This window comes from Streptomyces sp. NRRL B-24572, assembly GCF_002156145.1.
Lineage (GTDB): Bacteria > Actinomycetota > Actinomycetes > Streptomycetales > Streptomycetaceae > Streptomyces > Streptomyces vietnamensis.
In genome coordinates, this window is sequence record NZ_MWIG01000397.1 from 1 (window position 1) to 7,216 (window position 7,216).

Sequence of the window (7,216 nt, forward strand, 5' to 3'; positions counted from 1 at the left end):
GCCTTCTACGCCGTCGCCGATCAGCTGGCGCTCGGCGACGGCGTAGAAGGCGAGGGCGGGGATCATCGCGAGCACGATGTAGGCGAGGACGAGCGCGTAGTCGGTCGAGTACTGGCCCTGGAACTGCTGGACGCCGACCGGGATCGTCTGCCATTTCGGGTCGTTGAACACCAGCAGCGGAAGGAAGAAGTTGTTCCAGCTCGCGACGACCGCGAGCACCGAGACCGTGCCGAGCGCCGGACGCGCCATCGGCAGCAGGATCTGCCAGAAGAAGCGGAACTTGCCGCAGCCGTCCATGGTGGCGGCCTCCTCGATCTCCGCCGGGACGGTCCGGAAGAAACCGCGCAGGATCACGATCGTCATGGGGAGCCCGAAAGCCGCCTGCGGGAGGATCACTCCGAGCGGGTTGTCGAGCAGGCCGAAGGTGCGCAGCATGAGGAAGAGCGGCAGGACGGCCACGGCGAACGGGAACATCAGCCCGATCGTGAAGAGCGTGTAGAACAACTCCCTGCCCCGGAAGGCGTATCGGGCCAGGACGAACGCCGCCATCGCGGAGGCCACCACCGTGCAGACCGTCGTGCCGATCGCGATGCCCGCGCTGTTGGCGATCTGCCGCCAGAACATGCCGTCGCCGAGAATGCCGGTGTAATTGGCGATCTTCCACTGCTCCGGCAGCCCGAACGGGTTGTTCGTCAGTTCCGCGGTGCTCTTGAAACCGGAGATGACCGCGTAGAGCAGCGGTACGGCGACGAACGCGGCGATCAGCCAGACCACGGCGTGCAGCGAGAGGCCTCGTACCGTCCGACGGGCGTTCATCGGTCACCTCCCGAGGTGACGGCGCCGCTCAGGTCACGGCGGAGCACGTACCGCTGGTAGAAGAGGGAGAAGACGAGGCTGATCATGAACAGCACCACGCTGATCGCGCTGGCGTAGCCGACCTGGTACCGCTTGAACCCGAACTGGAACATCGCGATGGCCATCGTCTCGGAGGAGTGGTTGGGCCCGCCGGCCGTCATGACCCAGACGAGGTCGAAGAGCTGGATGGACCCGATGATCGACAGGAAGACGCTGATCCGGATCGTCGGCCCGAGCAGCGGCAGCGTGATGTGCCGGAAGCGCTGCCAGGCGCCGGCTCCGTCGATGGAGGCGGCTTCGAGGATCTCGGACGGGATGCCCTGCAGCCCGGCGAGGAACAGCATCATGTGGAAGCCGAAGTACTTCCAGATCATGACGACGAACAGGGTCGGCATGACCGTCGAGGGATCGGCGAGCCACTTGCCCTGGAGGCCCTCGAGGCCGAAGAAGCCGGCGATGTGGTCGGCCATGCCGGCGCCGGGCAGGAAGATCATCGTGAAGAGGACCGCCGTGACGACCTCGGAGAGGATGTACGGCGCGAAGAACAGCATCCGGTAGACGGCCCGGCCGCGGAGCCTCTGGTTGAGCAGGACCGCGGTGAACAGGGCGAACGGCAGCTGCACCAGGACCGACAGGAGGATCAGGTACAGCCCGCGCCCCAGGTCGCCGAGGAAGACCTGGTCGTCGAAGAGCTTGGTGTAGTTCCCGAAGCCGACGAAGTCGTCCATGGGGCCGATGCCGCCCCATTTGAAGAAGCCGGTCCAGACGGCGACGACGATCGGGGCGAGGACGAAGACGAGGAAGAGGACCAGGGCCGGTACGAGGAACCAGGCGACCGACGCCCAGGCACCCCACCGGCTCAGGCGTGAGCGGGCGGGAGGCGGCGCGGGCGTCGCCACGGACTCCTCCGTCCGTTCCTCGGTCAGGGTGGACACGGAGCTAGGCACTCTTCGCAGCCTCGGTGATCGACGCCGTGACCTGCTCGGGGGTCTTCTTGCCCGCTATGAGGTCGGCGACGCTGTCGTTGACCTCCTGGCCGACCGCCGGCGGGTACGCCTGGTCGAGGAAGAGCTGGAAGCCCGTCGCCTTGACCAGGCTCTCGGCCACCACCTTCTTGTTGGCATCGGCGAGTCGGCTCTCCGCGCCCTTGACCACCGGCAGGTAGCCGTTGGAGGCGAGCAGCTTGGACTCGTTGTCCAGGACGAAGAACTTCAGGAAGTCCAGGGCCTCCTTCGGGGCGCCCTTGCGCAGCGCGAAGCCGCCGCCACCGCCGAAGACCTCGGTCGCCTGCCCCACACCGCCGTCGACCGTCGGGAAGGGGAAGAAGCCCAGGTCCGCCCCGAGGTCGGCGCCCGCGTCCTTCTGCACCGACGGTCCCCACTGCCCCATCAGCTCCATGGCGGCCTTGCCGTTGCCCACGGTCGCGGCCTGGCCGCCCGGGGTGGCGTAGCCGGCGCCGAGGAAGCCCGGCTGGAACGGCTGGAGGTCGACGAGTTCCTTGAGGTGGACGCCCGCCTTGACGAAGCCGGGGTCGGTGAAGTCCTTGGTGGTCGCGGCCTTCTGCAGGGCGGGGAGGCCGGCGACGCGCATCGCGAGGTAGGCCCAGTAGTAGTGGCCGGGCCACTTCTCCTTGCCGGCGAGGGCGATCGGGGTGATGCCCGCGGCCTTGAGCTTCTTCACGTCGGCGAGGAACGCGGCCCAGGTGGTCGGCGGAGTGGTGATGCCGGCCTTGGCGAAGAGCTTCTTGTTGTACCAGAAGCCGACCATGCCGATGTCGTACGGAACTCCGTAGGTGCGGCCGTCGATCTGGTAGGCCGAGAGCGAGACCGGGGTGAGCTGCGACGACCAGTCCATGAGGTCGGTGAGGTCCTCGACGAGCCCCGCGTCGACCTGCTGCTGGAGCACGCCGCCGCCCCATGTCTGGTAGACGTCGGGGAGCTTGCCCGAGGACGTGGTGGCGGTCAGCTTGGACTTGAACGCCTCGTTCTCCAGCGAGGTCGTGTTGATCGCGATCTTCGGGTGCGCCTTCGTGAACGCCGTGGAGATCTCCGGGAAGAGGGACTTCCCCGGCTCCGTGGTGGCGATGTTCCACCAGTCGAACGTCACCTTGCCGTCGGCCGCCGCCCCGCCGCCCGATCCGCCGGACCCGCAGGCCGCCGTCAGGGGGACGGACAGTGCGGTCAAGCCCACGAGCGCCAGGAAGCTGCGTCGGCTCGGGGTGGTGCTGGCCATGGGACCTCCGTGAGGGGGATACGCTCGAAAACTTTTCGAAACACTCTCGAATTACGTGGTGCCACAACCTAGGAACGACGGACACCACGGTCAAGACTTCTCACCGATTTATCTCGGAAACCTGGTTGCAACACAGGTCTTGACAAGCCGTCACGCCGCCCAGAAACTCTTCGAAAGTTTGCGAAACATGTCGTCGACCGACGGCGTCGAAAAGGAGAGAAGTTGAGCGAGCAGCGTGCGACTCTGGCCGTCATCGCCGCGGAGGCGGGGGTCTCCCAGGCCACCGTCTCCAAGGTGATCAACGGCCGCTCCGACGTCGCGCCCTCGACCCGCGAGCGGATCGAGGGCCTGCTGCGGTCGCACAACTACCTCCAGCCCGGTCGGCAGAACCGGGCCCGCAGATCGGGCCTCGTCGACCTGATCATCGGCGGCCTGGACAGCGCCTGGGCGGTCGAGATCCTGCGCGGCGTCGAGGCCGAGTGCGCCCAGCGGGGCGTCGGCACCGTCGTGTCGCTCGTCCCGCCCGGCGAGGCCACGCCGTCGAGCTGGTCCGCGCTGCCGGTCCAGCACCACAGCGACGGCGTCATCCTCGTCACCGCCTCGGTCACCGAGGCGCAGCGCGCCCAGGTCGAGCGGGGCGGGGTGGCGCTGGTCGTCATCGACCCGATCGACCTGCCGGACAACGGTGTCCCCAGCATCGGCGCGACCAACTGGGCCGGCGGCCTCGCCGCCACCGAACACCTGCTGGAGCTGGGGCATCGCCGTATCGCCGCGATCGGCGGGCGCAAGGAGATGCTCTGCAGCCAGGCCCGCATCGACGGCTACCGGGCCGCCCTGGAGCGGGCCGGGATCGAGGTCGACCGCGACCTCATCCGCTTCGGCGACTTCCAGCACGAGGGCGGATTCCGGTGCGCGCAGGAGCTCCTCGCCCTGCCCGAGCCGCCGACCGCCATCTTCGCGGGCAGCGACCAACAGGCGATGGGGGTCTACGAGGCCGCCCGGCAGAGCGGACTGAGCATCCCGCGGGACCTCAGCGTGGTCGGCTTCGACGACCTGCCGATGTGCGATTGGCTGTCACCGCCGCTGACGACGGTGCGTCAGCCGCTGGAGGAGATGGGCCGGCTCGCCGCCCGCGCCCTGTTCCAGCTTCTGGAGGACCAGCCCCTGGTCAGCCCCCGGATGGAGCTCTCGACCGAACTGAAGGTCCGCGTCTCCACCGCCCCGCCCCGTCTCTAGGAGAAGAAGAACCCCGTGAGTGAGCCCTGGCGTGACCCCCTCCTGCCCGCTTCCGTGCGCGTCGCCGATCTGCTGAGTCGGATGACGCTGGAGGAGAAGGCGGGTCAACTCGCCGGCTTCTGGGCCCTGCCGTCCGATCCCGGAGCGCCGGTGGCGCCGATGGAGGACGACTCCGGCGAACCGGCGCCCGGCCTCGACGACATCATCGGGCAGGGTCTCGGCCAGCTCACCCGGGTCTACGGGACGGCGCCGATCGCCGCGGAGACCGGGATGGAGCGGCTCGCCGCGCTCCAGACGCAGGTGACGGAGGCCGGCCGGTTCGGCATTCCGGCCCTCGCTCACGAGGAGTGCCTGACCGGGTTCATGACGCTCGGGGCCACGGTCTTCCCCGGGCCGCTCGCCTGGGGCGCGTCCTTCGACCCCGGCCTCGTGCGGCGGATGGCCGCCGCCATCGGCGACGGGATGCGACGGGTCGGCGTCCACCAGGGGCTCGCTCCGGTGCTCGACGTGGTCCGCGACTACCGGTGGGGCCGTACCGAGGAGTGCATCGGCGAGGACCCGTATCTCGTCGGCGCGATCGGCACCGCGTACGTCCAGGGTCTGGAAGGCGCGGGCATCGTGGCGACGCTCAAGCACTTCGCCGGGTACTCGTCCTCGCGCGGCGGCCGGAACATGGCCCCGGTCGCCGTGGGGCCGCGCGAGTTCGCCGACGTGCTGGTCGAGCCCTTCGTCCGGGCGCTGCGCGAGGGAGGCGCCCGGTCGGTGATGAACAGTTACACCGATGTGGACGGCGTCCCCGTCGCCGCCGACGAACGCCTCCTCACCGGACTGCTCAGGGACGAGCTCGGCTTCGACGGCACCGTCGTCGCCGACTACTACGCGGTCTCCTTCCTGGAGTCCCGGCATGGCGTCGCCGGATCGCGGGGCGCGGCCGGCGCGCTGGCGCTGACCGCCGGGATCGACGTCGAACTGCCCACGGCCCGCTGCTACGGCGAGCCGCTGACCGCACTCGTACGGTCGGGAGACGTGTCCGAGGCGCTCGTCGACCGGGCGGCGGAGCGGGTGCTCCTGCAGAAGGCCGAACTCGGCTTGCTCGATCCCGGATGGGAACCCCTCAAGCCCGGGCCGATCGACCTCGACCCGCCGGAGAACCGGGACCTCGCCAGACTCATCGCCGAACGGTCCACCGTCCTGCTCTCCAACGACGGCATCCTGCCGCTGCGGCCGTGCCGGATCTCGGTCACCGGGCCGTACGTGGACGACCCCCACTCCTTCCTCGGCTGCTACTCCTTCCCCAACCACGTCGCGCTGCCCGGCGATCCCGGCGTGGAGATCCCGACGCTCGGCGAGGCGCTCACCGCCGCCGGGTTCACGGTCACCGACGACGCACCGGACGTGAACGTGCTCGTCCTCGGCGACCGGGCCGGCATGTTCGGCCGGGGCACCTCGGGAGAGGGCTGCGACGCCGCGACCCTCGACCTCCCCGGCGACCAGGCCGCGCTCGCCGCCGCGGTCCTCGACTCCGGGGTGCCGACCGTCCTGGTCCTCGTCTCCGGACGGCCGTACGCCCTCGGCTCGCTCGCCGAGCGCGCGGCGGCCGTCGTCCAGGCCTTCTTCCCCGGCGAGGAGGGCGGAACGGCGCTGGCCCGGATCATCAGCGGGACCGCGGAGCCGGGCGGCCGGCTCCCCGTCTCCCTCCCCCGCCAGGTCGGCGGACAGCCCGGCACCTACCTGCACTCCACGCTGGGCGGGCGCACCGACTGGAGCTCGGTGGACCCGACGCCGCTGTTCCCGTTCGGACACGGGCTGACCTGGACCAGCTTCGCGTACACGGATCTGACCGTGGACCCCTCCGCCCCGACGGACGGATCCGTGTCCGTCGGGGTGACCGTGCGCAACGTCGGCGAGGTGGCCGGGACCGAGGTGGTGCAGCTGTACCTCTCCGACCCCGAGGCGTCCGTCGTCCGGCCGCTGCGGTGGCTCGCCGGATTCGGCAGGGTCGAGCTGCAGCCGGGCGCGGCCGCCCGGGTCACCTTCTCCGTCCACGCCGACCGGACCTCGTTCACCGGACTCGACCTGCGCAGAAGAGTGGAACCCGGGGAGATCGGCGTGGCCGTCGGACGGTCCAGCGGCGATCTTCCGCTCCAGGGCTCCTTCACCCTGCACGGCCCCGTACGCCACCCGGCGGCCGACCGAGTGCTGTCCGTGCCGGTCGAGATCGGCCCGGTGATCTCATGAGCACGCCGTTCGGTGATCCCGTGCTCCCCGGGTTCCGGCCCGACCCGTCCGTCTGCCGGGTGGGGGCGGACTACTACCTGGTGACGTCCAGCTTCGAATGGTTCCCGGGCCTTCCGGTGTTCCACAGCCGCGATCTCGTGAACTGGCGGCGCCTCGGCTCCGCGCTCGACCGGCCGTCCCAGCTCGACCTCGACGGATGCGAGCCTTCCCGGGGCCTGTTCGCACCGACGATCCGGCACCATGACGGGGTCTTCCATCTCGTCTGCACGCTGATGGACGGCCCCGGCCATTTCGTCGTCACGGCGACCGACCCGGCGGGACCGTGGTCGGAGCCGCACTGGCTGGAGGGCGAGGGCTTCGACCCGTCGCTGTTCTTCGACGACGGGCCGGACGACGGGGACGGCCGGGCCTGGTTCACCGCCTCCCGTGTGGTGGACGAGGCCGCCGGCCACACCGAGATCTGGATGCGCGAATACCTTCCCCACGAGCGACGGCTCACGGGACCCGAGTACGTCCTGTGGTCAGGAAGCCGGCCGGGCGCCCGATGGTCGGAAGCTCCACATCTCTACAAGATCGACGGCAGCTATCTTCTGCTCACCGCCGAGGGCGGCACCGCTGAGGACCACAGCGTGGTGGCCGCCCTCGGCGGTGAGCA

The 7,216-nt window shown here is 69.9% G+C and carries 6 protein-coding genes; 3 read left to right on the top strand and 3 right to left on the bottom strand.

Annotated elements, in window-relative coordinates:
• The 3 genes from CCN56_RS23185 to CCN56_RS23195 all read right to left on the bottom strand — a co-directional run.
• The coding region (locus CCN56_RS23185) for a carbohydrate ABC transporter permease (RefSeq protein ID WP_107484210.1) at positions 1-816 on the bottom strand (816 nt) is incomplete at its 3' end.
• Positions 813-1,790, bottom strand: coding sequence for a carbohydrate ABC transporter permease (locus CCN56_RS23190; RefSeq protein ID WP_373412888.1), 978 nt, complete (start codon positions 1,788-1,790; stop codon positions 813-815). The genes CCN56_RS23190 and CCN56_RS23185, both read right to left, overlap by 4 nt.
• Positions 1,791-1,794: 4 nt before the next feature.
• Positions 1,795-3,087, bottom strand: coding sequence for an extracellular solute-binding protein (locus CCN56_RS23195; RefSeq protein WP_086829650.1), 1,293 nt, complete (start codon positions 3,085-3,087; stop codon positions 1,795-1,797).
• Positions 3,088-3,309: 222 nt separating this feature from the next.
• Here CCN56_RS23195 and CCN56_RS23200 point away from each other — a divergent pair, with 222 nt between their 5' ends.
• The 3 genes from CCN56_RS23200 to CCN56_RS23210 all read left to right on the top strand — a co-directional run.
• On the top strand, positions 3,310-4,323 hold the full coding sequence (locus CCN56_RS23200; RefSeq protein WP_041132960.1) for a LacI family DNA-binding transcriptional regulator: 1,014 nt from the start codon (positions 3,310-3,312) through the stop codon (positions 4,321-4,323).
• A gap of 15 nt (positions 4,324-4,338) precedes the next feature.
• Entirely contained in the window at positions 4,339-6,561 is a 2,223-nt protein-coding gene (locus tag CCN56_RS23205; RefSeq protein ID WP_086829652.1) for a glycoside hydrolase family 3 N-terminal domain-containing protein, read from the top strand.
• On the top strand, positions 6,558-7,216 hold a 659-nt coding region (locus CCN56_RS23210; protein ID WP_143664605.1), incomplete at its 3' end, for a family 43 glycosylhydrolase. The genes CCN56_RS23205 and CCN56_RS23210, both read left to right, overlap by 4 nt.

What these genes read in the sequence shown, in the direction of transcription:
- CCN56_RS23195 (WP_086829650.1), bottom strand. Translation starts at nt 3,087, where the DNA reads ATGGCCAGCACCACCCCGAGCCGACGCAGCTTCCTGGCGCTCGTGGGC.